Below are 24,260 nucleotides of genomic sequence, written 5' to 3' on the forward strand. Positions count from 1 at the left end.
CATGACCAGACCGCACAGCACCCGTTGGACCCGAGCCGGGGCGGCCCTCGCTGCCGCCGCGCTGACGGCGGGCCTCGCGGCCTGCTCCGGCCCTGCCGCCTCCGCCCCCGGGTCGCCCGGAGCCGCCTCCGGAACGACGACCGTCACCGTCGGAGCGCTCTCGAACGGCGCCGCGACCGAGACCGCTCTCGACGTGCCGGTCGTCGACACGATCCGCGACACGCTCCCGCAGGAGATCCTCGACCGCGGAACGCTCACGATCGGTGTCGGCGCCCTGCCGGCGGGTTTCCCGCCGCTCGCCTTCACCGGGACCGACACCGAGACCCTCACCGGGTCGGAGCCCGACCTCGGCCGCCTCGTCGCCGCCGTCCTCGGCCTCCGGCCCGAGGTGAAGAACTCCACGTGGGACAACCTCTTCGTCGGCATCGACACCGGAGGCACCGATGTCGGCTTCTCGAACATCACCGTCACCGAGAAGCGCAAGGAGAAGTACGACTTCGCCTCCTACCGCGCCGACGAGCTGGCGTTCCAGGTGCTCGCCTCCAACGAGTGGGAGTTCGACGGGGACTACGAGAACCTCGACGGCCTCACCGTCGCCGTGAGCAGCGGCACGAATCAGGAGAAGATCCTGCTCGAGTGGCAGGCGCGGCTCCAGGCCGAGGGCAAGTCGCTCGAGATCACCCGCCTGCCCGACGCCAACTCGGTCACGCTCGCCCTCGGCTCCGGTCAGATCGACGCGTACTTCGGCCCCAACCCGACCACCGTCTACCAGAACCGGATCTCGGAGACCGGGGCGAACCCGACCCGCAGCGCCGGAACCTTCTCGGGCGCCGGCGAGACCCTCGACGGCCTGATCGCCGCGACGGTGAAGAAGGACTCGGGTCTCGCCGAGCCGATCGCGCAGGCGATCGACTCTCTGAGAGAGAACGGACAGTACGGGAGCTGGCTGTCGGCCTACGGCCTGCAGGACGAGGCCGTCGACGACGCTCTGGTGAACCCGCCGGGACTCCCGCTCGACAACAGCTGAGCCGGCGGCACACCGCGGGGCGCTCCGGCTGGGGCGCCCCGTTCCGACGCCGCGGAACGGCGTGGCCGGTCGGACTCGCTCACTGACGACCGGCCCGGCAGCGGCGCGTGGAGATGCCGCCCAGGGACGGTCAGCGCTCGGGTCGCCGAGACGGATCACGTGCGGCGAGTCCTCGCGATGCCGCGGGACTCGCTGCCGCAGGCGGGCGGTGCCTCGTGGACGCGGCGGCGGGATTCGAACCCGCGTCAGCGGTGTTGCAGACCGCTCCCTGGCCTCTCGGGCACGCCGCGGAGGGGACCGGTGCGGTCCCGTCGGCGCCTACGGGGCGCCGGGGTGCGGGGCGGGAGGCTCCGCGGTGCCGTCGAGAGTGGCGCCCGGGAACGCGGTGCGGCCGCTCGCCGCAGCGCTCAGCGGCGGACCGTTCTCGACCGCGTGCGCCATCTGCAACACCTCGAGGCGGAACCGTGCTCGATCGCCCGAGGCGGTGCGGGCCCCGCCGAGGAGCCGGACGGCTCGGAGACGCGCGAGGAGCGCCTCCCCACCGCCCCGTCGGATGATCGCCGCCATGATCCCCCCTGTCTGTCTGCCGTGTGGCTGTCTGTCTGCCGTGTGGCCTCGGTCCCAGCCTGCTCGGCCGGCGCGACCCGCGCTCGACTGTGACGAGCCGTTGCCGCAGACGTCGCTGCGTGACGAACCTCCGGGCGGACAGCCGCCGCGTGGAGAGGCAGCGCGGAGGACTGCGCTGGGAGACTGCGCTGGATGACGGCTCCGCGCTCCGCCCGCGCCCGTCACCCGCCACGATGGAGGAACGATCGAGAGGGCACCATGACCGTTCATGTTCTGCACGACAACCCGGAGTGGCTGCCGCCGTTCCGCCGCGCGTTCGAGCAGGAGGGGGTCGAGCTGCGCGAGTGGCTCCTCGACGACTCCGCGACGATCGAGCTCTCGGAGGAGCCTCCGGCCGGAGTCTTCTGGTCTCGGCTCAGCGCGTCGGCGCACACCCGCGGCCGGCCGCGGGCGAAGGAGACGGGTCGGGGCCTCCTCGCGTGGGCCGAGGCCTCGGGGCACCGCGTCGTCAACGGACGCCGTGCTCTCGAGCTCGAAGTGAGCAAGAGCGCGCAGCACGCGGCGCTGAAGGCCGCCGGCATCGACGTGCCCCGCACGATCGCCGTCCTGGGCCGCGAGCAGCTCGCTGCAGCGGCCGAGCGCGTCGGCGGTCCGCTGATCCTGAAGCACAACCAGGGCGGCAAGGGCCTCGGCGTGCGCGCCTACGAGACTCCCGCCGACGCCGTGGACGCCGACCTCGACGACTCCGTCGACGGCATCACCCTGGTGCAGGAGCGGCTCCTGCCCGTCGAGTCGTTCGTCACCCGTGCCGAGTTCGTCGGCGGCCGCTTCGTCTACGCCGTCCGGGTTGACACCTCGGCCGGCGGCTTCGAGCTGTGCCCCGCCGACGCGTGCGAGGTCGGATCCGGCTCCGCTCACGAACCATTCGAACTACGGCCGGAGATCACCGCCGAGCACCCGCTGATCGCGCGCCTCGCGCCGCTCCTGCCCGCCCTCGGCATCGATGTGGCGGGAGTGGAGTTCATCGAGACGACCGACGGCCGCACGGTGGTCTACGACGTCAACACCAACACGAACTACAACCCCGCGGTGGAGGCGGTGGCCCCGGTGTCGGGGCCGCGGAGCATCGCCCGCTTCGTCGGTGCGCTCGCCCGGGAGGCGTAGGCCCCGCCACCCCGTCTGCGGACGCCGCGGCCCGGACGTCACGAGCCTTCACACGCCGGAGCCCGCCTCCGCACCGCCGCTACGGTGAGAACGATCCGACACGAGTGCGATCGCGCACCCCGACTCCCGTGAGGCACCATGACTTCTCGTCCCGACCGCATCCCCACGTCGCACGCCGGGAGCCTTCCCCGCACGCCGGAGCTGATCGCGGCGAACGAGTCGCGCCGCATCGCGGCCGACGGCTTCACCCTTGAGCGCACGCCCGAGTTCGACGGCCTGCTGGCCGAGGCTGTCGACGGGCTCGTCCGCCGCCAGGTCGAGACCGGCATCACGATCCCGGGCGACGGCGAGTTCGGCAAGGCGATGTCGAGCGCGGTCGACTACGGAGCATGGTGGTCCTACTCGTTCCAGCGGGTCGCCGGCCTCTCGGTCACCGAGGAGTCGATCTTCAGCTCGCAGCCGGTGCGCTCCGAGCCCGGCCGGGTGCGGCTCACCTCGTTCCCGGACCGGCGCGACTGGACGATCTTCCGCGACGCCTACACCGACCCCGACAGCGGCATCTCGACGGGCAAGAACGCCACCGCGTTCCCGTCGACCACCGGCCCCCTCTCATACATCGGTCAGGAGGCGGTCGCTGCCGACGCGCGGAACCTCCGCTCGGCCCTCGACGCCGCCGGCATCGCGGACGGCTTCCTCACCTCCCTCTCCCCGGGCAGCGGTGCGCGCATCCACAACGCGCACTACGCCAGCGAGGAGGAGCACATCTGGGCCTGGGCCGACGTGCTGCGGGAGGAATACCGCGCCGTCATCGACGCCGGGCTGATCCTCCAGATCGACGACCCCTCGATCGCCGAGAACTGGGACCAGATCAACCCGGAGCCCTCCCTCGAGGACTACCGCACCTTCACCCGCATCCGCGTCGAGGCGCTCAACCACGCGCTGCGCGGCCTCCCGCAGGACCGCATCCGCTTCCACCTCTGCTGGGGCAGCTGGCACGGACCGCACACCACCGACATCGAATTCCGGCACATCGTCGACCTCATGCTCGAGATCGATGCCGGTTCCTACTCCTTCGAGGCCGCGAACGCCCGGCACGAGCACGAGTGGACGGTCTGGGAGGACGTCGCCCTGCCCGAGGGAAAGGTCATCGTCCCCGGAGTGGTCGGCCACGCGACGAACGTGGTCGAGCATCCCGAGCTGGTCGCCCAGCGCATCGAGCGCTTCGCCTCGGTCGTCGGCCGCGAGCGCGTCGTCGCCGCGACCGACTGCGGGCTCGGCGGGCGCATCCATCCGCAGATCGCGTGGGCGAAGCTCGATTCTCTCGCCCGCGGCGCCGAGATCGCCTCCGCGAACCTCTGGCGCTGACGGCCTCAGCTCGCGAACTCCTCCGGCCAGCCGAGCTCGGCCAGCGAGCGGCGCACGCGCTCAATGTCCTCGTCCGAGGGCAGCTCGGAGGTGACTCCGGCGATGGCGGTGCCCACATCGGCTCGGCTCGCGGAGGCGTCGGCGGCGAGCCCTGCGGCCACCTCCGCCACCTCCTCGTCGCTGAGCCGACGGCGCAGCAGCGCGAGCAGCGGCACGAAGTCCTGCTCCGGCAGCCCGGAGGGGTACCCCGCGCGCAGCCAGCGGACGATGCGGGTGACCAGGCCCGCCCGTGTGTCCGGCTCGGCGAGCGACTCCGGACCGGCGAGCGGCCAGCCCGCGCTGGCGAGACGCGCTGAGACGCGCGCGATGTCCTCGGGCAGGGCGGGCCCGAGCAGCAACTGCTCGATGGTCTCGCGCACGACGGTCGGCGAGACGACGGTCTCGGCCCGCTCCGACTCCGAGAGGAGCCGCGCGACGACCTGCTCGACCTCATCGGTCGTCAGGCTCCGGCGCAGCAGGCCCAACAGCGGAAGGTAGTCCTGCTCGGGCACTCCCGAGGGGTAGCCGGCGCGGAGCCAGGCGACGACGCGCGAGACGATCCCCTCGCGCGCCGCGATCGGATCGGTCGAGTCCATGCTCAGCCCTTGGGCGTGAAGGTCGGGAGGAGGTGCTCGAAGCTCACCGACTGGCCGAGGCCCGTGGCGATGATGATGCTGAGGCCGATGGCCACGGCGGCGAGGACGAGCGCGAAGCACAGCACGCCGACCCCGCGGAGAATCGGGGCGGGCAGCCCGCCGGCCCCGTCGGGAGCACCCGCGACGGCGAACGAGCGGACTCCGAGTGCGAAGAGCACCGGCAGGCCCGCTCCGAGGAGCACGGCGACGAGGGCCACCTGGCCGGCGGCGGAGAGGAAGAGGGAGAGCACGGTGCGGTTCCTTTCGCTCAGACGTCGGCGGTCTCGGGCGCGGGACGGCCCGCGTCCTGCCACTCGTCGTTGACGTTGTGTGCGCCGATGCTGTCGCGGCGCGAGCGGACGTAGATGGCGGTGGCGACCACGACGAGTACCGCGGCCATCAACAGACCGCCGGCCGCACCCTGCACGAGGTGGCCGATCCACCACATCACGGCGCCGACCAGGGCGGCCGCCGGGAGGGTGATGACCCAGGCGACGACCATGCGCAGTGCGACCCGCCAGCGCACCTGGGCGCCGGGTCGGCCCACTCCGGAGCCGAGGATCGAGCCGGTGGCCACATGCGTGGTCGAGAGGGCGAAGCCGAGGTGGCTCGAGGCGAGGATCACCGCGGCCGACGAGCTCTCCGCCGCCATGCCCTGCGGAGTGTCGATCTCGACCAGGCCCTTGCCGACGGTGCGGATGATGCGCCAGCCGCCGATGTACGTTCCGAGCGAGATGGCCAGCGCGCAGCTGAGTTTCACCCAGAAGGGGACCGACGCGGTGTCGCTCCAGCCACCGGCCGCGATCAGCGCCAGCGTGATCACTCCCATCGTCTTCTGCGCGTCGTTGGTGCCGTGCGCGAGCGAGACGAGGGAGGCGCTGCCGATCTGGCCGATGCGGAACCCGCGGTGCAGGCTCTTCTCGGCGAGGTTGCCGATCACGCGGAACACGAGCCACGTGCCGATGGCCGCGACGGCTCCGGCAAGCAGAGGCGACATCAGCGCCGGCAGGATCACCTTGCCGACGACGCCGTCGAGCTTGGTGCCGTCTCCCGCCCAGTTGACGCCGTTGACGCCGAGACCGGCGAGCGCTGAGCCGATCAGCCCGCCGAAGAGGGCGTGCGACGAACTCGACGGCAGACCCAGCAGCCAGGTCAGCAGGTTCCAGACGATCCCGCCGATCAGCCCCGCGAGCACGATCAGCAGCAGCGCGGATCCGCCGCCCTCAAGCAGAGCGGGGTCCGGTGCGCCGGTCGAGTCCTGGATCTTGACCACCGCGTTGGTGACCGTGAGGGCCACCTCGATGCTGAGGAAGGCGCCGACCAGATTGAGTGAGGCGGAGAGCGCGACGGCGGTGCGGGGCTTGAGCGCGCCGGTCGCGATGGACGTGGCCATCGCGTTCGCCGTGTCATGGAAGCCGTTGGTGAAGTCGAAGGCCAGGGCCGTGACGACGACGAGAGCGAGCAGGATGAAGGGATCCACGCAGACATGATGCTCCCGCGCAGAGCGCTCGAGCGGCCTGCCGGCGATGCTTCACCGAGTGTTCACCTCGCCGGAGCCGCGCGCCCGGGTATCCTGTGCGCTTTCTCAGGCGCGGGGCGTCAGCGCTCCGCGCGCGGCAGCGGAGGCGTGAGGTCGGGGGTGTGCGCGGGGTCGGAGTCGGGGGTCGCGGCCTCGGAGGCGGCACGAGCGGCGCCTGGAGCGCTGTCCGCGGTCGCATCGCCGGGTGCCTCGTCCGCCGCAGGACTCGGCAGAGGGGGCGTCAGGTCCACCGCAGCCTCGGGAGCAGTCGGCGCCGCCGCGTGCTTCGCTGCCGACGGACGCTCGGCCGCCGCGGCCTTCGCCAGCGCCTTCTCCTGCGTGCGCCGGAGCTTCTCCGTCTGCTCCGCCAACCTGCGGGCCTTCACGCGCAGCTTCTTGCTGGAGTCGCGGACCGCCTCGTGCGCCGCACGCACCGACTTCTCGGCCTTCTTCAGCGCCTTCTTCGCGCGCTTCTGCGCCGCCCTGTCCTGCGCCGCCCTGTCCTGCGAACCCTTGCCAGTCCCGGCCATGTCCCGCTCCTCCGCTCGTCGGCCGCTCGGCCGTCCCCTCCACGCTAGCGACCGACGCGCCGGAGGGGACCGGCTGGCGAGGAGCCTCCGCCCGCGGTAGTGCGCGACGGCCTGGGAGTCGCAGCAGAGTGCGCCCGCGCGACGCCCGCGTTCGGCAAGCTGGGGGCATGGTCTTCCAGCAGAACCCCGGCGATCTCCTCGGACACACGCCTCGGCGTCGGCCGGTGCGCGGCCCCAAGCGCGACAGGTGGATGTGGTGGCGCCTCGGCTCCGGAGCCGCCGCGACCGCCGCCGGCCTGATCGCGCTCCTCGTCTTCACCGCGCCGCGCTGAGCGCCCACCCCTTCGCCGCGGCCGTCGATCTCTTCCGCGCCCGCCGATCTCTTCTGCGCCCGCTCGACTCCGGAGCCTTCTCTCAGCCGCAGTCCGGAGGAACGCGGGTAGCTTAGAGGGTCGCGTCGGCCTGGCCGCGCGAGATCCCCCGCGCCCCACCCGCCGCTCCCGCCTCCCCCTCGAGCGTCGGCAGACCTGGAACCCCCCTCTGCATGCACCGATCCGATCGCGCCTCGACCCCCTCCCCCGCAGGAGCCGAGACCGGCACCCCGTCCGCCCTCCCGACCCGCCGCTCCCTGCGTGAGCAGGAGTCCCGGCGTCGCACGCCCCGCGGCCCCTCGCGGCCCCGTGCCTCCGCCGTCGCCGCGATGACCCTCGTGGCCGGCATCGCGATCACGACCACGATGCCCGCGTTCGCCGTCGGCGGCACCGCCGACTCCGAGATGGCCCGCGACTCGGCGAGCGCCGTCGCTGCGGCCCGCCCGCAGAGCTTCGTCGCCGCCGGAGTCGTGCAGAAGAGCGTCACGCGCGACTCGTTCGCCGCCGAGGCGAAGCCCGAGGTCCTCGTGCCCACCGCCTCGCTCGAGGCGATCACCGCCACGGCCGGAGAATCGACCGCCGCCGCGGAGGGGGTCTCGGGCGCCTGGGTCGTCCCGATCGCCGGCCGTGTCTCGAGCGGCTACGGCCCGCGCCCTGACGCACCCGTCGCGGGCGTGAACCTGTTCCACAAGGGCACCGACCTCGCCGGCGCGTGCGGCACCCCCGTCCTCGCGGCGGCCAGCGGCACCGTCGAGGAGGCGTCCTTCCAGGGCAGCTACGGCAACTGGATCCTGCTCGACAACGGCGGAGGCATCGAGACCGGCTACGCGCACAACAGCGAGCTGATGGTCTCGGTCGGCGACACCGTCACCGTGGGTCAGGTCATCGCTCTGCGCGGGTCGACCGGCGCCTCCACCGGCTGCCACCTGCACTTCGAGACCCGGGTCGACGGCGAGGCCGTCGACGCCGAGCCGTTCATGGCCGAGCTGGGCGTGCCGATCGGCTGACGCGCCGCCGACCACTCACTGAGCCGTGCGCGCGCCGGTCGAGACAGCGCCCGACCAGTGCGCGTCGGCCGGCTCCGTGGTCACCCTGATCTCGGCGTTCTGCTCGACCGCGACATCCATGGTGGCCGTGTTGCCGCCTCCGGTCCTCGTGCGGGTCGTGCTCGGACTGAAGAAGCACGATGAGCCGCCGGTCATCACTCCGACCACCTCGATCGTCACCTCGGCGTCCTCGGTGTCGCAGTCGACCGACACCGTGATGTGCACGGGCTCGCCGCTGAGGTGCACGGACTGCGGCGGCACCGCTCCGATCCGATCGGTCCAGCGGACGGCGGCCGAGGCACCGTCAGGCAGCGTCACGGCCCCGAGGGGCTTCGCAGTCGGTGTCGCCGTCGGGGTCCGAGCAGTCGTCGCCCCGTTCGTCGCGCCCGGCGCGTCCTCGCTCGGAGTGCACCCGCCCAGCGCGAACGCCATCAGCATCCCGAGCGCCGCGATCGCGCCCTTGGTCGTGGTCCGCACGGTGGTCGTGGTGGTTGTCACGGTGGTTCCCCTGTCCACTCGGTCCTTCCGGTCTACCCGAGTCGCCGCGGTCACGCGACCGCTCCTGGAAGACACGCAGCCGCCCGATCCCGACGCTAGCGGCCCGTGCGCTCGCGTCGCCGGAGGAGCGCCTCCGTCACGACGACCGCGACGGCGCAGTAGCAGCAGACCGGGACCATGACGACCATCGCGCAGAGGGCCGTGGTCCCGTCGCCCGCGCCCCACCAGTCGACCACGACGACGACCGCGAGCGCCAGAGCGAGCACGCACACGACGGACGCGAGCCACAGGGCTGGCCACGGTGCCCGCCCGCGGAGCACGGAGTAGGGAGCCGCACCGACGGCGAGGGCGGCGACCGTCGCTGACGTCATGACGACGACGGGCCTCACCGTCTCGACGGGCTGCCGGCCTCCTCCGGGAGGCGAGAGCAGGAGGAGGACCAGTGTCGTCACGACCGCGATCACCGCGCCGACGGCCACGAGCACCAGAGCTGCACGGACGGAGGCGCCCGAGCCGATGCGAGCGATCCGTGTCGGCATTCGTGCTCCCCGCTGCGTGCGCTGTCACCGACCCGCCCTCCGCGCGAACGGATGCAGCCCTTCTCCGGTCCCGTGACATGATCCCGCATCGGCGCGCAGCCGGCACTCCGCGGGAACCCCCAGTCCCGGCCGCGCGGGCCTTCGGCATCCTCGCGGGAGGAGAATGGGGACGTCCTGCCAGCGGCCGGACCTCGACCGCTACGGAGACATGCATGAACCCCACCGGGAGCTTCCGCGCCGCCCGCGACACCCTCCTGCAGCACCGCACCGACGCGGCGGCCGCGAACGAGGCCTTCCAGTGGCCCGACGTCGGCCCCCGCTTCAACTGGGCGGTCGACTGGTTCGACGCGATCGCGATCGGCAACGAGCGCACCGCCCTCTGGATCGTCGAGGAGGACGGCTCCGAGCAGCAGTACTCCTTCGACCGGATGCGCTGGCGCTCGGACGAGGTCGCGGCCTGGCTGCACTCGGTCGGCGTCGAGCAGGGCGACCACGTGATGCTGATGCTCGGCAACCGGCTTGAGCTGTGGGAGTCGATGCTCGCGATCATGAAGCTCGGCGCCGTGATCCTGCCCACGACGACCCTCCTCTCGCCGACCGACCTGGCCGGGCGGCTCGAGCGCGGCCGGGTTGCGCACGTCATCGCGGACGCCGCCGAGACCGCGAAGTTCGACGGGATCGCGGGCGACGTCGGGCTCATCGCCGTGGGCGGTCCGGTGGAGGGCTGGCTCGACTACGACGACTCCCTCGAGCCCTTCGGGATCAGCCCGACGGTGGTCGTCGAGAGCTCCGACCCGTGCCTGATCTACTTCACCTCGGGAACCACCTCGCAGCCCAAGATGGTCGTGCACACCCACCAGTCGTATCCCGTGGGCCACCTCACCACGATGTACTGGCTCGGCGTCCGCCCCGGCGACGTGCACATGGCGATCAGCTCGCCCGGCTGGGGCAAGCACGCGTGGAGCTGCTTCTTCGCGCCGTGGAACGCCGAGGCGACCGTCTTCGTCTACAACTACAGCCGCTTCTCGCCCGCCGCGCTGCACCGGCAACTCGACCGTGCCGAGGTGACCACGTTCTGCGCCCCACCGACGGTCTGGCGGATGCTGATCCAGTCGGAGCTCGGCGCGAGACCACGCGCACTCGCCGAGATCCTCTCGGCCGGGGAGCCGCTGAACCCCGAGGTGATCGCGACGATCGAGCGGGAGTGGGGCCTCACCGTGCGCGACGGCTACGGCCAGACCGAGACCACCGCGATGATCGGCAACCCGCCCGGCGCCCCGATCGTGCCCGGAGCCATGGGACGCGCCCTGCCGGGCGTCGCGGTCGCGCTGATCGACCCGCTGACTGGCGAGCCGGCGGCCACCGGCGAGATCTGCCTCGACCTCTCCGCCGAGCCCGTGAACCTGATGTCCGGGTACCTCGGCGATGACGAGCGCACCGCGCTCTCGCGCGCCGACGGCTGGTTCCACACCGGAGACGTCGCCGCGAGGGCCCTCGACGGCACCATCACGTTCGTCGGACGCACCGACGACGTCTTCAAGTCGTCCGACTTCACGATCTCGCCGTTCGAGGTCGAGAGCGTGCTGCTCCAGCATCCGGCGGTCGCCGAGTCGGCTGTGGTGCCGGCTCCGGATGCGCTGCGCCACAGCGCGGTCAAGGCGTACGTCGAGCTCGCCGATGGCTGGGAACCGACCGCCGAGACCGCCGCCGCGATCTTCGCGCACGCCCGCGAGCTGCTGTCATCGTTCGAGCGGGTGCGCCGCCTGGAGTTCCATCCGCTGCCCAAGACGATCTCGGGCAAGATCCGCCGCGTCGAGCTGCGCGAGCGCGAGGAGGAGGCGTTCCGCACCGGAGTCGAGATCGCGACGGAGTGGCGGGCCGACCGGCTCTGACGGCCGCCCTCCGCCGCGACAGCCGTCAGGCGGCCAGGTTGGCCCACTGCTTCAGAGCCGCCCGGGTCTGCGGCCCGGGGATGCCGTCGACCGGGCCGACCGAGTACCACGGGAACTGGGTGAGGAAGCGCTGGATGGCGCGCCAGGTGTTGGGGCCAGGCTGGCCGTCGACGACGCCGGGGTTCTGCCCGCGCAGGATGAGGAACCGCTGCATCGCCTTCCACGTGTTCGTGCCCGGGACTCCGTCGATCGCTCCCGGTGAGATGCCGTTGTCCCTAAACAGGCGCTGCAGCGACTTCCACTCGTCGGTGGTGAGGCCGTAGTAGTTCACGGCCGCGAAGGCTGGCGGCGCGGAGGCGACGGCGAGCACGCCGGCGATCCCGGCGCCGAGCGCACTCTGGAACAGGGCGCGTCGCCCCATCGGCTGCTTCGCGGAGGTACTGGTCATCGAATGTCTCCAGTGATACGGGGGACCTCGTCATCCCCGTACGACCGTACTGCGGAACGGCCCGTCACCGCACTGACGACATCAGTCCGACGGTCGGCCGACCGTCGGGCATCAGTCGGCTCTCCGCCCTTATAGCGGACCGGTAGGCCTTCCGGCTCCCGCGTCACCGAGTGGCGCGCGCGTCGGAAGGCGACCGACCGATCGTTCAGACCGGCCGCGCCACCGTCGCGCGGCTGGTCAGCAGCACGTCGAAGCTCGTGCGGCGGCGGTAGCGGAGGAAGGCACGGTCCATCTCGTCGAGCGAGCGGAAGCCGGCCCGTTCCGCCGCGCGGCGCCGGACGAGCACGATCGGCGCCGACGCCGCATGCTCTCGGATGATCCGCTGGGCGACGTCGACGCGGATCCGTGCGAGCGCGGAACGCACAGAGCTACGGCGGTGCAGCCAGAGGTTCGCTGTGACCGCCAGCGCCGGCACGCCCAGGGTGCGCGCAACGACGCGGGCGTCGAGGCCCGGTTCTGCATGGAGCGAGAGGAGGGAGCGATCGATCCGTTCGGTGAGGGTGGGGGTCCGTGGGCGCACGGGTGCCGTCATGGGTGGCTCGCATTCGAATGGTGCGGTGCCGTCGGTCGGGATGGCGCGACAGCGTGCTTCGTACTGGTCGGCCGGCGCAGGGGGGTAACGGCGCTCGGCCGGACCGGCGACGTGCTGACGTCGATGATCCGAAGCTCTGTCATCTTCGCCACGGCGCCCTCCCGCGCGAAGAGCGTGGCGCGTTTTTCGGTCTTATTTGGCGCATTCGGCGGCGCGTTCTGACGGATGCGCGCGCCTGCCTCCGAAGCGTTCGCGCCGAGGGGGTCGAGAGAGTCTCGACAGACCCGATCATCAAGGTGCTCCGCGCTGCCCCCTGCCTCTCAAGGAGACCTCACAATGACCCCCGCCGCACCCGAGGCGATCCTTCCCGCCGCCGCCCTCGTGTTCCCCCTTCTCGTCGGTGCGGCCCTGCTCGTCTCGGGGATCATCACCGTCCGGAGCGTCCTGCGCGGCTCCGAGCGGGGCACCTCCCCGCGTGGCACGAGCGCAGCCCGTGCCCGCTCCGTTCTGGCCGCCGGACTCGGGGACGCCGGCCTCGCGCGGGGTCCGGCCATCGCTCTCGCCGCACTGCGGATCGCGGCCGGCGCGCTCCTCCTGGTCAGCTCCGGACCCACGTACACGGCTGCCGCCCTGGTCGCCGCGCTGCTCTGTGCACTCGCTCTCCTGGGGGCCCTCCGCGCCTTCGCCCAGGCCCCCGAAGAGGAGGCGCAGACCCCCGCGACGGTCGCCGCGGCCGCCGCTCTGCTCGCCTTCGCGACGGCCGCCGCAGCACAGGGGATCCTCGGATTCACGGGCGTCCCGGCGCACCTCGGCCTCTTCGACCACCGCGATCTGAGCTGGGCGGCAGCTCTCGTCGGAGTGCTCGCAGCATGCAGCCTCCTGCAACTCGCCGGCCGGGTTCGAGGCCCCGCGACGCCTCCCGGACAGAGCGTTCGGAGGCACGGGTGATCCTCCGGCGCCCGGCGCCCTCGACCTTCCCGCACCTCGTCCTCGACGGCACCGCGTCGCACCTGCTCTCGGAGCGCCAGCACGTCGCCGTGATCACGTTCTGGATGCAGTTCCACAACGCCGGCCCGGCTGCACTGCACGATCTGGCCCTGCACTGCGGCTCGTTCACCGACGGCTCGGGAACCGAGCTCGAGTACGACGAGGCGCCGACGACCGTGGTCGGCAGGCCGGAGCGGGTCGCCCCGGGGGCCGGCTTCGTCGCCGTCGCGCATTACACCGCGGCGCCGCTCCGCGCGCCCAGGACGCTGCGGCACTCGGTCGTCCTCCGGGGCAGGACAGGAGAGGGGCGGACCTTCACCGACGCCGCATCGCTCGAGGTCCGACTCGATCCGAGGCGCACCCCCGAAGTCCGGTTCACCCCCTCGATCGCGGGGTCCGGGACCCTCCGCTGGCGGTGATCGACGGATCATCCGCCTGAAGACTTCTCATCAAGGCCCCTCATCAGTCAGGCTAGGGGTGTCGCGTCTCCCGAAGGACGCGCTAGAGAAAGGACTCCGCCGTGATGGGTATTGCAGAAGGCAGCCGACCGACCGTCGATCGCGGGGTGTCGCGTCGCGACACGGCCGCCGCCGCCTGGCTCGCTGAAGGCGGGGTGGATGTCCGCGCGACCGGGGCTTTCCGCATCGTCGCGGATACGCTCCGGAGCGACGGCGTCGAGGTCCTGCGGATCTGGCACACCCCGGGCCGCCTGCACCGCACCGCCCGCGCGGGTGCCGGCATCCGCCTGATCATCCCGCTCGAGGGCGTGCTCGTGATCCAGCCCGACGACCCGTCGGCGCTCGAGGTCCAGCTCGGCCCTGGAGACATCGCGTTCCTCCAGTGCGACTCGTCGTTCACCCTGGTCACCGACACCCCGAGCGCGCGCACCGAGATCGCTCTCGACCGGCCGCTGCTGGGCCTGGTCGATTCGAGCGACCGGGGCGCGGTCGTCACGGAGGCAGAGCCGGCCAGCCGCGGCATCCTCCTCTCGACCGTCAACTCGACGTTCGGCTCGACGCTCGACGCCGACTCGCCCGCGTTCCCCCTGGTGCGCGCGGCGGTCGAGCAGCTCGCCGGAGCCGTGCTCGCCACCTCGCTCCCGCGCGAGAGCAGCGAGGACGTCTACACGCGCGCGCTCGCCCTGATCGCCGCGATGTCCGCCGACTCCCGCCTCTCGGTGCAGGAGATCTGCGAGCGCCTGGGCGTGCCCAAGCGCACCCTCCAGCGCACCTTCGCCCGCAACGGGACCACTGTGTTCGACGAGATCCGCCGCGCCCGCCTCACGACCGCGCGTGCGCTCCTGGGCGGAAGCGACGCGCCCCCGGCCCCCGAGCACGCGCTGAGCAGCTACGTCCGCTCGCAGCGACTGCGTCGCGATCTGCGTCACCTCGAGACGGTACCGGCCGCGCGGCTCGGCTGACCGCGACCTCGCCACACCAGCGCACCTCCTCGGTGTGGCGATCCGGCGTGCCTCGCGTCTCCGAAGAACGTCTGCAAGTACCACTCGCCCGTGAGGAGTCAGGTCGTGACAGAGCAGTTCACCGTGCATCGCGAGCCCGCCGGTCCCACCGGCTCCTCGCCCGAGGGCGTGTGCGCGCCCGACTACCAGTTCGGGCGGGTGCTCTCGCCGGTCGGGACGTACGACGGCGACGTCGTGCCGGACAGCATCTGCGCGATGCTGGTCGTCGAGGGCTCCGGCGTGGTGCACCAGGGCAACGTCACCACCGGCTTCTCAACCGGACGCCTTCTCGTGCTGGACGGCGCGTTGCCGATGACAGTCGAGGTCACCCGGCCGACCGCCCACTACGCCTGGCGGTTCCGGTCGTCGATGCTCACCACCCCCGAGATGTGGGCGGCCGTCGGTAGCTCGGTCACGGCCGCCCCCTCGGTTTGGGGGCCGGCGCGGGTGCTGGCGAACGCGCTGATCGGCGCAGATCCGGCCGTCTCCCACTCGGCAGACGCGTTGCGCGCGAGCGAACTGGTCCTTGCGTCGATCCTTTCGACGGCCGTCTCCGTCCGGCGGGCGTAGGCGGCGAGCCGAGCCTCACCGGCTGATCAGACCGCTCCGTCGGCGGCGACTCGGCAGAAGCACTCGTGGTCAGGGCAGCGTCCGTGGTCAGGGCAGCGTGCCGTGGTCAGGGCAGCGTGCCGAGCGCTATGCGGGGCAGCAGGCGCTGGATCGCCGTGGCGGCGGCTCCGCGCGCCCACTCGACGAGACCGCCGTCGTCGACCAGCAGCTCCAGCGCGGGCGCATCGGGGTCGCGCGTGCTCGCGATCGCCGCCTCGACCACGCCCGCCTGCTCGGAGTAGAGCGCGACTCCCTCGCCGGCGAGGATCACCGTGCCCGCCATCGACAGGTTGGCGATCGCAGCGATCATCGTGCCCAGTGCGCGGGCGGAGTCGCCGAGCACGCGGGCCGCTCCGGCGTCACCGGCGCGGGCGGCCGCGAAGCCCTCGGCCAGCGTCATCTGGTGGCCGGTGGCCACGTACAGCTGCCGGGTGAGCGAGGGCAGGCTGAGCATCGCCGTGGAGCAGCCGCGGTGGCCGGACTCGCAGACCGGGCCGGCGGGATCGAGCGGGTAGTGCCCACCGAGCCCGAGGCCCGCCGACGGTGGCGCCACCACACGGTCGTGCACGACGAGGCCGTAGCCGACGCCCGCACCGACCGTCAGAACGGCGAAGTGCGGGATGCCGCGGCCCCTCCCGAACCAGTGCTCAGCGCCGGTCAGTGCGACGACGTCGTTCTCGAGGGCGACGGGGAGGTCGAGGGCCGAGGAGAGTGGACGGGCGAGGTCGACGTCGCGCCAGCCGAGGAAGGGCGCGCGGCTGACCCGCCCGTCGGCACCGATACTGCCGCCGAGGGTCACGCCGAGGCCGGCGAAGGCGGAGGCGCCGCCGAGCTCGTCGACGACGGCAACGATCGCGCGGACGACCTCGGAGGGCTGCGTCCCTGGCAGGGCGCGCACGATCTCGAGCTCGGTCTGCGCGCGGAGATCGGTGCGGACCGCGAGGATCTCGGTGCCGGTGATCTTCACGCCGGCGAAGCGCAGCGCCTCCGCCCGGATGTCGAGCGGGCGGGCGGGACGGCCGACTCCGGTGCTCTGCTCGGCGCCCTCGACGACGAGCCCGCCGTCGAGGAAGGGGCGCGCGAGGCGGGTGAGGCTGGCCGGGGACAGGCCGAGGCGGCGGCCGAGCTCGGAGCGCGAGAGGGGGCCATGGATGAGGACTTCGCGGGCGAGGAGTTCGGAGGAGCTCCCCGACGCATCCTCGGCGACGACGGCGTCGGTCACAGCGCTCCTTCTTTCCGGGCTGGTACGAAGCTATCGGCTGACCCGGCACGGAGGAGAACCCCGGCCGATACTGATTGCTCTTGACACCCCTATTACTTCTACCCTAGAAAGAACTCATGCATCGCAGCATCGCCTCGACGAACGATCCGCAGACCCTCTCCGGCCGGGAGTCGCCGCTGTTCCACCTCCAGGACGGCGGGACGAGCGTCGTCGTCGACGCTCGACTGGCCACTTTCCCCGCGATCGTCCACTGGGGCGCCGCGCTCGGAGATCTTTCCACGGCCGAACTATCCGCCCTCGCCGACGCCGCGCTGCCGCAGCGCGTCTCGGGCGGGCTCGACGCCTTCGCCCCGCTCGGGCTCGTCGCCGTCGAAGCCGACGGCTGGCAGCACGCACCGAGCTTCGCGGGCACCCACGAGCGAAGCGCGGCCTCCGCGCGCTTCGAGGTGCAGAGCGCGGAGGCGGTCGGCACGGCCCTCCGTGTCGTCGCCGTCGGCGCCGGCGTACGCCTCACCGTCGACCTCGAACTCGACTCGGCCGGACTGCTCAGTCAGCGGGCGCGGGTCGAGAACCTCGACGCCCGCCCCTTCCGGCTCGAGCGCTTCGAACTCGGCTTCCCGCTGCCGGCGGTGGCACGCGAGATCCTCGACACCACCGGCCACCACCTCCGCGAGCGCCACCCCCAGCGACATGCGCTGACGATCGGCGAGCACTCGCGCAGCACACGGCGCGGGCGCCCGGGAGCCGATGCGACCCTCCTCCTCGCCGCCGGCACTCCCGGCTTCGGCTGGGAGCGGGGCCTCGTGCACGGCGTGCACCTGGGCTGGAGCGGCGACGCGGCGGTGCGCGCGGAACGCACGGTCGAGGGGGTCGCGTTCCTCGCCGTCGGCGAGCTGCTGCGCCCCGCCGAGATCGAGCTGGCGCAGGGCGAGAGCTACGAGACGCCGGTCGCGTACGGGTCCTGGGGCGACGGTCTCACGGAACTGCAGGCGCGCTTCCACGCCGCGGTCCGCGCTCGGCCGCAGCATCCCGCGACTCCACGGCCCGTCACCCTCAACACCTGGGAGGCGGTCTACTTCGACCACGACCTGACCCGGCTCACGGCCCTCGCCGAGCGGGCCGCGCGGATCGGCGTCGAGCGCTTCGTGCTCGACGACGGCTGGTTCCTCGGCCGTCGCGACGACACCACGGCGCTCGGCGACTGGAGCGTTGATCCCACCGTGTGGCCCGAGGGCCTCTCGCCGCTGACCGATGTCGTCACCGGACTCGGGATGCAGTTCGGCCTCTGGGTGGAGCCCGAGATGATCAGCCCGGAGTCCGAGCTGGCCCGCGCGCACCCGGAGTGGATCCTCGGGCCGGGCGGGCACCTCCCCCCTTCAGGGCGGCAGCAGCAGGTGCTCGATCTCTCGCAGCAGGGAGCGTTCGACCACATCCTCGGCGCGCTCGACGCGCTGCTCACGGAGTACCCGATCTCGTACCTCAAGTGGGACCACAACCGCGACGTGATCGAGGCGGTCTCGCCCATCACCGGCCGCGCCGCGGTGCACGAGAACGTGCTCGCGCTCTACCGGCTGCTCGACGAGCTGCGGGCGAGGCACCCCGGCGTCGAGATCGAGTCGTGCGCCTCCGGGGGCGCCAGAGTCGACCTCGGGATCCTCGCCCGCACCGACCGCATCTGGACCAGCGACTGCATCGACCCGCTCGAACGCCAGACCATCCAGCCCTTCACCCAGCTCGTCGTCCCGCCCGAGCTGATGGGCCAGCACATCGGCGGCCCGCAGTCGCACTCGACGAAACGGACCCACTCGCTCGCGTTCCGAGCCGGCACTGCCCTGCCCGGCCACCTCGGCATCGAGTGGGACATCTCCAGGCTCGACCCCGCCGTCGAGGAGGAGCTGACCGCCTGGGTCGCCTTCCACCGCGAGCACCGCGCGCTGCTGCACACCGGCACCGCCGTTCGAGCCGATCTGGCCGACGACGCGGCCTCGCTCTCGGGGGTCGTCGCCGCCGACCGCTCCAGCGCCCTGTTCACCTTCGCTCAGCTGCGCACCGGCGAGAGCTACCCGCCCGGCCGGATCACCCTCCCGGGCCTCAACCCCGAGACCGCCTACTCGGTGCGGCTCGCGCCGGTGACCACGCCGCTCGGCGGGCCCGGGCAGTCACCGCTCGCCTGGACCGAGCGGGAGACCGTGCTCAGCGGGCGCGTGCTCGCGACCGTGGGGCTCCAGGCCCCCGTCCTCGATCCCGAGCAGCTCGTGATGCTCGTCCTCACCGCCATCTGACCCGCCCTCCCGACCCGTCGCTCCGCCGGCGACGGGTCGCCGCTTCTGCACTCGCACCGCCCCCACCGCGGTCGAGCGCGCCCGAAATCCTGCTCCCCACGCGCAAGGAGGCGCCTCCATGTCCCCCCATCCCCCTCCCCCCGGATTCTCCCGGCGGGTCTTCCTCTCGGTGCCGCTCGCCGCAGCGTCCGCCGCGGCCCTCGCCTCCTGCGCCTCCCCCGGCGCAGCCGACGGCGTGACCACGCTCGACTTCTTCCAGTTCAAGGCGGAGGCGGTCGACGACTTCGCACGGATCATCCGCGATTTCGAGGCGGCGAACCCGGACATCCGGGTGATCGCCAACAACGTGCCCGACCCGGACACGGCGATCCGCACCCTGCTCGTCAAGGACAAGGTGCCCGACGTGCTCACTCTGAACGGCAGCGGCTACTACGCCGACCTCGCCAAGGCGGGGGTGTTCCACGACTTCACCGGCGATGAGCTGGTCGAGCGCGTGAATCCGGCGGCGCTCGAGATCATCGCCGACCTCGGCAGCTACAACGACGAGGAGGTGAACGCCCTCGCCTTCGCGAACAACGCCGACGGCATCCTCTACAACCGCAGGATCTTCGCCGACAACGGGATCGAGGTGCCCACCACCTGGGACGAGCTGATCGCGGTCTGCGACGCGCTGGTCGCCGCGGGCGTCACTCCGTTCTACGGCGCCTTGCTCGACAACTGGACTGGTGCGCCGGCGTTCAACGCGCTGGGCGGCCAGTTGCAGCCGGAAGGCTTCTTCGAGGCGCTGCGCGAGGAGGGCGCGGCCCTCGGGCCCGACTCGCCCGTCTCGTTCTCGAAGGACTACGCCGTGGTGATGGAACGACTCGGGCAGCTCTTCTCGTACACCCAGGAGGGCTCATTCGGCCGCGGCTACGACGACGGCAACCAGGCCTTCGCCGCGGGCGAGGCGGCGATGTACCCGCAGGGCATCTGGGCGGTCAACCCGGTGCGCACCAACAACCCCGACATCGATCTCGGAGTCTTCCCCTACCCGGTCCTCGACGACCCGGCGGACACCCGGGTCACCTCGGGCGTCGACGTGGCCGTCGCCATCGGCCGCGGCACCCCGAAGCTCGAGGCCGCCCGCCGGTTCGTCGACTACCTGTTGACCCCCGGAGTCGTCGAGCCGTACGTCGAGAGCCAGGCCGCCTTCTCGCCGCTGGTCGACGCCGCGCCCAACGCGGATCCGACGCTGGCCGAGCTGCAGCCTTACTTCGAGCAGGGGCGGCTGATCGGCTTCGTCGACCACCAGATCCCGGCGAGCATCCCGCTCAACCCCACCCTCCAGGCGTTCCTCGCCAGCGGAGACGCCGACGCGGCGCTCCGGACCCTCGACAGTGAGTGGCGCAAAGTCGCGGCACGCACGACCAGGAAGTGACCCCCATGACCACGACCACGACGGCCCCCGCGCAGGCGGCGACGACGCCTCCGCCGCCTCGGAGGAAGCGCACCATCGGGCGCACCTCCACGACGTTCTACTGGATGACGGTCCCCGCCGTCCTGCTCTTCTTCGCGCTGCACACCGTGCCGGTGCTCACCGGCGTCTTCTTCAGCTTCACGGATTACGCCGGCTACGGCTCCTGGGACCTGATCGGCGCCTCCAACTATCTGGCGCTCCTCCAGGACGACCGGGTCTGGAAGGCCTACGGGTTCACCTTCGGCTTCGCGATCGTGGCCACCGTGCTGGTGAACGTGATCTCGCTCGCCATCGCCGTGGCGCTGAACGCGAAGATCAGGTTCCAGACGGCCTTCCGGGGGATCTACTTCATCCCCTACGTGCTCTCGACCCTCGTCATCGGCTACGTGTTCCAGTACCTGTTCGCGAACTCGCTGCCGCAGATCCTCGGCTCGATCCCGGTGATCGGCGAGAACATCCTGGCGAACGCGGACTGGGCGTGGGTCGCGATCGTCGTGCTGGCGGTCTGGCAGGCCTCGGCCTTCTCGATCATCATCTACCTCGCGGGGCTGCAGACGATCCCGGGCGAGCTCTACGAGGCGACATCCCTCGACGGGGCGGGGAAGTGGCGGCAGTTCACCTCGATCACGTTCCCACTGATCGCCTCGTTCTTCACGATCAACATGGTCATCTCGATGAAGAACTTCCTCCAGGTGTTCGACCACATCATCGCCCTCACCAACGGCGGCCCCGGCACCTCGACGGAGTCGATCACGCTGCTGATCTACCGCGGCGGATTCCAGGGCGGCGAATACGCGTATCAGACGGCCAACGCCGTCCTCTACTTCCTCATCATCATCGTGGTCTCGCTGATCCAGTTCCGAGTCCTCAGCCGCAGAGAGGCCTCGTTCTGATGACATCGACCACCACTCCCACAACCGCCATCGCCCTCGGCGAGCCCGAGGGCAGGCGCCGACCCTCACGCGACACGCACCGGATCAACTGGTGGGCGACCGCGCTCATCGCCGTCTGCTCGCTGACGATCCTCCTGCCGCTCTACTTCGCCGTCGTGACGGCGCTCAAGACGCCCGACCAGCTCGGCGGGACCGGCTTCGAGCTGCCGACCTCGATCTCGTGGGGCAATTTCGCCGAGGCGTGGACGGCGACCCGCTTCCCTCAGGCGTTCGTGAACACGGCGCTGATCACGGTCGGAGCCGTCGTGCTGACGCTGTTCTCGAACTCGATGGTCGCGTACGCGGTCGCCCGCAACATGCACAAGCCGTTCTTCAAGGGCGTCTACTTCTACCTGCTCGCGGCGGTCTTCGTGCCGTTCCCCATCATCATGCTGCCGGTGGTGAAGGAGACGGCGCTGCTGGGCCTGGACAACCAGGCCGGGTTGATCCTGCTCTACGCCGTGTTCGGCCTCTCGATCAACACGTTCATCTACACCGCGTTCATCCGCTCGATCCCGATCGAACTCGAGGAGGCGGCCCGCACCGACGGCGCCTCGACCTGGCGCACCTACTGGCAGGTGATCTTCCCGCTGCTCGGCCCGATGAACGCCACCGTCGGCATCCTGACCTGCGTGTGGGCGTGGAACGACTTCATCCTGCCGCTCGTGGTGCTCTCGGATCCCTCCGCGCGCACCCTGCCGCTGGCCGAGTACGTCTTCCAGGGGCAGTTCAACACGAACTACACCGTCGCCTTCGCGTCCTACCTGATGGCGATGGCGCCGCTGCTGATCGTGTACCTGTTCGCCCAGCGCTGGGTGGTCAGCGGAGTGATGCGCGGGTCGATCAAGTAGGCGGGGCGGGGGGCGGCGAGCGGCCGTCCCCGCCGACTCCCGCGGGGCTGCGCGGCGCAGAATAGAATAAAATGAATACGATTTGGAGGCCTTCATGACCGACAGCGCGCCCAGCCCCTTCACACCCGGGTACGGGAAGAAGCCTGCCGTCTTCGGCGGTCACGGGGAAGAGCTCCGCGAACTCCAGTCGGTGTTCGAGACCCTCGACTTCGGCGAGAACCACTCGGTGCTCGTCTCCGGACTCCGCGGAGCGGGAAAGACCTCGTTCCTCACCACACTGCAGGACGCCGCTCGCGACGCGGGCTGGGTGGTCATCAGCGACGACGCCAGCGCAGGCCTCACCGGGCGGATCATGGACTCCGCCATCCCCACTCTCATCAACGGGATGGCTCCCGCCACCCGGGCGAGACTCACCACGCTGGGCGTCTGGCAGTTCAACGCCGAGGTCCAGTACGTCGATCGCCAGCGGACGGTCAAGCCGCAACTCCGGACGGACCTCGTCGCCCTGTCCTCGGCGCTCGCCGGCAGCGGCGGCATTCTCATCACCATCGACGAGGTCTCCTCCGGCAAGGTCCGCCTGCGCGAGCTCAGCTCCTTCGCCCTGCAGGTCTCGCACGCCCTCGAGGACGGCGCCCCGGTCATGATCGTCTTCGCAGGGGTGAGGGTCAGCCTCGATGCCCTCCTCGCGGCCGAGCACACCACCTTCCTCCGACGCTCCCGCGAGGTGCAGTTCGAACGCCTCTCCGCCTCCGAGACGCAGCGCGTCTTCGTCGAGACAGCGCGTCTGGGCGGGCGCAGCATCGACAAGGAAGCGCTGCGTACCCTCGTCTCCCTCTCCCAGGGCTATCCCTACCTCGTCCAGCTTGCGGGCGACTACGCCTGGCGCAACGACAGCACCGCCCCGTCGATCACGCTCGCCGACGCCACCGTCGCGCACGATCGAGCCATCCGCGCCGTCGAGAGCCGGGTCATCAGTCGCGTGTACGGGGACCTCTCGGATGTCGACCAGAAGTTCATGAGCGCGATGGCCGAGGACGAGGATCGGAGCAGAGTCGCGGACATCGTGCGTCGGATGGGGGTGTCCGACGCCTACGTGCAGGTCTACAAGAAGCGGCTCATCGACTCGGGTTACGTGCATCCCGCCGGCCACGGGTACGTGCAGTTCTCGCTCCCCTACCTCGGCGCTTACATCCGCCGCCGCATCGCCGCAGAGTCGAGCGAGGGCGGTATCGACGGCGGCTGGGACGGCTACCCGGCTCCCGACCTGCCCTCCTGAGACGCGCCTCGACTGTCACCGCCCGGGGCCTCTGCCGCCGGTCCGGTCGGAACGCGACGTCAGCGGACCGCGGCGAGCGCCGCTCCGAGCAGGTCGGTGAGCACGGTGCCGCGCGAGCCCGCCTCCTCCGGGTGCCACTGCACGCACCAGAGCGGCGCGGACTCGTGCTCGAGGGCCTCGACGGTGCCGTCGTCGGCACGGGCGACCACCACGAGCCCCTCGCCCGGGCGGTCGACGGCCTGGTGGTGAGCGCTGCGCACATCGAGCTCGACGGCGCCGAGGATGCGGGCAAGGGCGCTCGCGGGATCGAGGGCTACACGGTGCTCGACCATCGCGGACAGGTGCTCGCCCGGCACCGAGCGGCCGACGTGTCCGCCGAGATGCTGCAGCAGGTCGCCGCCGAGCGCGACGTTCACCAGCTGCATGCCCCGGCAGATGCCGACCAGCGGGGTGCGGGTCTCGACAGCCCGGCGGACGAGCGCGATCTGCGCGCGGTCGGCCTCGGGGAAGGACTGGCCGCGGTGCGGGTCGTCCGGCCGGCCGCCGTAGAACTGCGGATCGACATCCTCGCCGCCGGTGACGACGACGGCATCGGCCGCGGCGAGCCGCCGCTCGAGCTCGGGCGCCCCGGCCTGCGCGGCGGGGACGCGGTCGACGACGAAGCCGGCGGCGGTGGCGGCCGAGACGACGCTCGCGGTGAGCAGCTGCAGCTCGATCTCGTACTCCGGATCGTCACGGCCGCCGTCGGCGACGTCGACGACGAGCAGGACAGGGCGATCGGAGGCCATGCGGACATCGTGCCAGCGCCGGGCCCCGTCGCGGGCCTGAACACACGCACAGCCCCTGGTCAGGAAAGCACTCCCGCGCATAGAGTGTTCACGTTCACATTCCGTGCGAAGACGCACACCTCCGCGGCCCTGCGGATCGTGCCTCGACGCCGCACCGACCACGAGG

General features: G+C 71.6%; 26 protein-coding genes and 1 tRNA gene. 15 read left to right on the forward strand and 12 right to left on the reverse strand.

The window, feature by feature from the left end:
* Position 1: 1 nt before the first annotated feature.
* Entirely contained in the window at positions 2-1,027 is a 1,026-nt protein-coding gene (locus tag GSU10_RS14725) for a transporter substrate-binding domain-containing protein (protein WP_068212105.1), read from the forward strand.
* Positions 1,028-1,243: 216 nt separating this feature from the next.
* Here the strand turns inward: GSU10_RS14725 and GSU10_RS14730 are convergent.
* Both GSU10_RS14730 and GSU10_RS14735 read right to left on the reverse strand, forming a co-directional pair.
* A tRNA-Cys gene (locus GSU10_RS14730) sits at positions 1,244-1,317 on the reverse strand.
* A gap of 28 nt (positions 1,318-1,345) precedes the next feature.
* Positions 1,346-1,594 (reverse strand): hypothetical protein, encoded by a 249-nt coding sequence (locus GSU10_RS14735; RefSeq protein ID WP_132505832.1) that lies wholly within the window; start codon positions 1,592-1,594, stop codon positions 1,346-1,348.
* A 258-nt stretch (positions 1,595-1,852) separates the two neighbouring features.
* Here GSU10_RS14735 and GSU10_RS14740 point away from each other — a divergent pair, with 258 nt between their 5' ends.
* Both GSU10_RS14740 and GSU10_RS14745 read left to right on the forward strand, forming a co-directional pair.
* Positions 1,853-2,758, forward strand: a complete 906-nt coding sequence (locus GSU10_RS14740; protein WP_132505835.1) for an ATP-grasp domain-containing protein — start codon at positions 1,853-1,855, stop codon at positions 2,756-2,758.
* A gap of 138 nt (positions 2,759-2,896) precedes the next feature.
* Positions 2,897-4,123: a cobalamin-independent methionine synthase II family protein gene (locus GSU10_RS14745; RefSeq protein WP_068212942.1), complete on the forward strand. Its 1,227-nt coding sequence runs from the start codon at positions 2,897-2,899 to the stop codon at positions 4,121-4,123.
* 5 nt (positions 4,124-4,128) lie between these two features.
* Here GSU10_RS14745 and GSU10_RS14750 read toward each other — a convergent pair whose 3' ends face one another.
* The 4 genes from GSU10_RS14750 to GSU10_RS14765 all read right to left on the reverse strand — a co-directional run bounded on the left by GSU10_RS14750 (position 4,129) and on the right by GSU10_RS14765 (position 6,846).
* Positions 4,129-4,758 carry a DUF3349 domain-containing protein gene (locus GSU10_RS14750; protein WP_132505838.1) on the reverse strand — a complete coding sequence of 210 codons (630 nt, stop codon included), beginning with the start codon at positions 4,756-4,758 and terminating at the stop codon, positions 4,129-4,131.
* 2 nt (positions 4,759-4,760) lie between these two features.
* Positions 4,761-5,048 carry a hypothetical protein gene (locus GSU10_RS14755; protein WP_068212936.1) on the reverse strand — a complete coding sequence of 96 codons (288 nt, stop codon included), beginning with the start codon at positions 5,046-5,048 and terminating at the stop codon, positions 4,761-4,763.
* Positions 5,049-5,065: 17 nt separating this feature from the next.
* Positions 5,066-6,277, reverse strand: coding sequence for an inorganic phosphate transporter (locus GSU10_RS14760; RefSeq protein ID WP_068212933.1), 1,212 nt, complete (start codon positions 6,275-6,277; stop codon positions 5,066-5,068).
* A 119-nt stretch (positions 6,278-6,396) separates the two neighbouring features.
* The gene (locus GSU10_RS14765; RefSeq protein WP_068212930.1) at positions 6,397-6,846 is read right to left on the reverse strand and encodes a hypothetical protein; all 450 of its coding nucleotides are present in this window, start codon (positions 6,844-6,846) and stop codon (positions 6,397-6,399) included.
* A 167-nt stretch (positions 6,847-7,013) separates the two neighbouring features.
* On the opposite strand from GSU10_RS14765, the gene GSU10_RS14770 reads away from it, so the two are divergent.
* Both GSU10_RS14770 and GSU10_RS14775 read left to right on the forward strand, forming a co-directional pair.
* Positions 7,014-7,178 carry a hypothetical protein gene (locus GSU10_RS14770; RefSeq protein WP_158286138.1) on the forward strand — a complete coding sequence of 55 codons (165 nt, stop codon included), beginning with the start codon at positions 7,014-7,016 and terminating at the stop codon, positions 7,176-7,178.
* Positions 7,179-7,390: 212 nt separating this feature from the next.
* The gene (locus GSU10_RS14775) at positions 7,391-8,224 is read left to right on the forward strand and encodes a M23 family metallopeptidase (RefSeq protein ID WP_132505840.1); all 834 of its coding nucleotides are present in this window, start codon (positions 7,391-7,393) and stop codon (positions 8,222-8,224) included.
* A gap of 15 nt (positions 8,225-8,239) precedes the next feature.
* Here GSU10_RS14775 and GSU10_RS14780 read toward each other — a convergent pair whose 3' ends face one another.
* On the reverse strand, positions 8,240-8,761 hold the full coding sequence (locus GSU10_RS14780) for a hypothetical protein (protein ID WP_132505843.1): 522 nt from the start codon (positions 8,759-8,761) through the stop codon (positions 8,240-8,242).
* 95 nt (positions 8,762-8,856) lie between these two features.
* A complete protein-coding gene (locus GSU10_RS14785; RefSeq protein WP_068208933.1) occupies positions 8,857-9,300 on the reverse strand; it encodes a hypothetical protein in 444 nt (147 codons plus the stop codon).
* Between the two features lie 212 nt (positions 9,301-9,512).
* Here GSU10_RS14785 and GSU10_RS14790 point away from each other — a divergent pair, with 212 nt between their 5' ends.
* On the forward strand, positions 9,513-11,192 hold the full coding sequence (locus GSU10_RS14790) for an AMP-binding protein (protein WP_068208931.1): 1,680 nt from the start codon (positions 9,513-9,515) through the stop codon (positions 11,190-11,192).
* Positions 11,193-11,217: 25 nt separating this feature from the next.
* Here the strand turns inward: GSU10_RS14790 and GSU10_RS14795 are convergent, their stop codons facing one another.
* Both GSU10_RS14795 and GSU10_RS14800 read right to left on the reverse strand, forming a co-directional pair.
* On the reverse strand, positions 11,218-11,640 hold the full coding sequence (locus GSU10_RS14795) for a peptidoglycan-binding domain-containing protein (protein WP_068208928.1): 423 nt from the start codon (positions 11,638-11,640) through the stop codon (positions 11,218-11,220).
* A 205-nt stretch (positions 11,641-11,845) separates the two neighbouring features.
* Complete coding sequence (locus tag GSU10_RS14800) at positions 11,846-12,232, reverse strand: hypothetical protein (RefSeq protein ID WP_068208925.1); 387 nt, start codon at positions 12,230-12,232, stop codon at positions 11,846-11,848.
* A 336-nt stretch (positions 12,233-12,568) separates the two neighbouring features.
* Between GSU10_RS14800 and GSU10_RS14805 the strand changes: the two genes are divergently transcribed.
* The 4 genes from GSU10_RS14805 to GSU10_RS14820 all read left to right on the forward strand — a co-directional run bounded on the left by GSU10_RS14805 (position 12,569) and on the right by GSU10_RS14820 (position 15,248).
* Positions 12,569-13,180 carry a hypothetical protein gene (locus GSU10_RS14805; protein ID WP_068208922.1) on the forward strand — a complete coding sequence of 204 codons (612 nt, stop codon included), beginning with the start codon at positions 12,569-12,571 and terminating at the stop codon, positions 13,178-13,180.
* The gene (locus GSU10_RS14810) at positions 13,177-13,638 is read left to right on the forward strand and encodes a hypothetical protein (protein WP_068208919.1); all 462 of its coding nucleotides are present in this window, start codon (positions 13,177-13,179) and stop codon (positions 13,636-13,638) included. Before GSU10_RS14805 ends, GSU10_RS14810 begins: the two co-directional genes overlap by 4 nt.
* A gap of 104 nt (positions 13,639-13,742) precedes the next feature.
* Positions 13,743-14,639, forward strand: coding sequence for an AraC-like ligand-binding domain-containing protein (locus GSU10_RS14815; protein WP_082845006.1), 897 nt, complete (start codon positions 13,743-13,745; stop codon positions 14,637-14,639).
* Between the two features lie 105 nt (positions 14,640-14,744).
* On the forward strand, positions 14,745-15,248 hold the full coding sequence (locus GSU10_RS14820; RefSeq protein WP_132505849.1) for a hypothetical protein: 504 nt from the start codon (positions 14,745-14,747) through the stop codon (positions 15,246-15,248).
* Between the two features lie 106 nt (positions 15,249-15,354).
* Here the strand turns inward: GSU10_RS14820 and GSU10_RS14825 are convergent, their stop codons facing one another.
* Complete coding sequence (locus GSU10_RS14825; protein WP_068208910.1) at positions 15,355-16,509, reverse strand: ROK family transcriptional regulator; 1,155 nt, start codon at positions 16,507-16,509, stop codon at positions 15,355-15,357.
* A gap of 116 nt (positions 16,510-16,625) precedes the next feature.
* Here GSU10_RS14825 and GSU10_RS14830 point away from each other — a divergent pair, with 116 nt between their 5' ends.
* From GSU10_RS14830 to GSU10_RS14850, 5 genes are all read left to right on the forward strand, one after another.
* Positions 16,626-18,791 carry an alpha-galactosidase gene (locus tag GSU10_RS14830; protein WP_068208907.1) on the forward strand — a complete coding sequence of 722 codons (2,166 nt, stop codon included), beginning with the start codon at positions 16,626-16,628 and terminating at the stop codon, positions 18,789-18,791.
* Between the two features lie 118 nt (positions 18,792-18,909).
* Positions 18,910-20,208 carry an ABC transporter substrate-binding protein gene (locus tag GSU10_RS14835; protein ID WP_068208904.1) on the forward strand — a complete coding sequence of 433 codons (1,299 nt, stop codon included), beginning with the start codon at positions 18,910-18,912 and terminating at the stop codon, positions 20,206-20,208.
* Between the two features lie 5 nt (positions 20,209-20,213).
* Positions 20,214-21,140, forward strand: coding sequence for a carbohydrate ABC transporter permease (locus GSU10_RS14840; RefSeq protein WP_068208903.1), 927 nt, complete (start codon positions 20,214-20,216; stop codon positions 21,138-21,140).
* Positions 21,140-22,030 carry a carbohydrate ABC transporter permease gene (locus GSU10_RS14845; RefSeq protein ID WP_068208902.1) on the forward strand — a complete coding sequence of 297 codons (891 nt, stop codon included), beginning with the start codon at positions 21,140-21,142 and terminating at the stop codon, positions 22,028-22,030. The genes GSU10_RS14840 and GSU10_RS14845 overlap by 1 nt, the downstream gene beginning before the upstream one ends.
* A 94-nt stretch (positions 22,031-22,124) precedes the next feature.
* The gene (locus GSU10_RS14850) at positions 22,125-23,306 is read left to right on the forward strand and encodes an ATP-binding protein (protein WP_068208901.1); all 1,182 of its coding nucleotides are present in this window, start codon (positions 22,125-22,127) and stop codon (positions 23,304-23,306) included.
* Positions 23,307-23,365: 59 nt separating this feature from the next.
* Here GSU10_RS14850 and GSU10_RS14855 read toward each other — a convergent pair whose 3' ends face one another.
* Entirely contained in the window at positions 23,366-24,094 is a 729-nt protein-coding gene (locus tag GSU10_RS14855) for a gamma-glutamyl-gamma-aminobutyrate hydrolase family protein (RefSeq protein ID WP_068208900.1), read from the reverse strand.
* Positions 24,095-24,260: the final 166 nt, after the last annotated feature.

Source organism: Rathayibacter tanaceti, from assembly GCF_009834165.1.
In the GTDB taxonomy this organism is placed as follows: Bacteria; Actinomycetota; Actinomycetes; order Actinomycetales; family Microbacteriaceae; genus Rathayibacter; species Rathayibacter tanaceti.